This is a genomic window from Treponema sp. R8-4-B8, assembly GCF_054786175.1.
In genome coordinates, this window is the sequence record NZ_BDHE01000321.1 from 1 (window position 1) to 490 (window position 490).

The following is a 490-nucleotide window of genomic DNA, read 5'->3' on the forward strand; positions in this document are numbered from 1 at the left end:
AATGGAAAAGCAAACTATGCTACTCGAACGTAATAAAGAAAGTGAAGAATTGCTTGAAATAAAGACAAAAGAAGTCGGCCTGCGCGAGGCGGCGGAACTGGAAGCGCAGAACGCGTCCCACGCCAAGGGCGAATTTCTGTCCCACATGAGCCATGAGATACGCTCTCCGTTAAACGCCGTAATAGGCATGATAAACATCGCGACGGACACAAATGACGTTCAAACAATAAAACGTTACCTTGAGAAGGCGGGCAACGCGTCAAAGTACGTACTGGGCGTAATTAACGATATTCTTGACATGTCAAAAATTGAAGCGAATAAACTTGAACTTTCTTTTGATGATTTTAATTTTGGACGTATGTTATCAAATATCATCGACGTAACGAGCGTCCGCGCTCAGGAAAAACATCAGCAACTAATCGTTAATTTGAATACAAATGTTACCAAATTTATTATCAGCGACGAACTGCGGTTGTCTCAAGTCATTCCA

General features: G+C 42.2%; 1 protein-coding gene. It reads left to right on the plus strand.

Translation table 11 applies throughout. The features are described 5' to 3' along the window. Positions 1 to 16 precede the first annotated feature (16 nt). A partial coding sequence (locus tag ACYVRA_RS08600; protein WP_461252305.1) for a sensor histidine kinase occupies positions 17 to 490 on the plus strand: 474 nt, incomplete at its 3' end.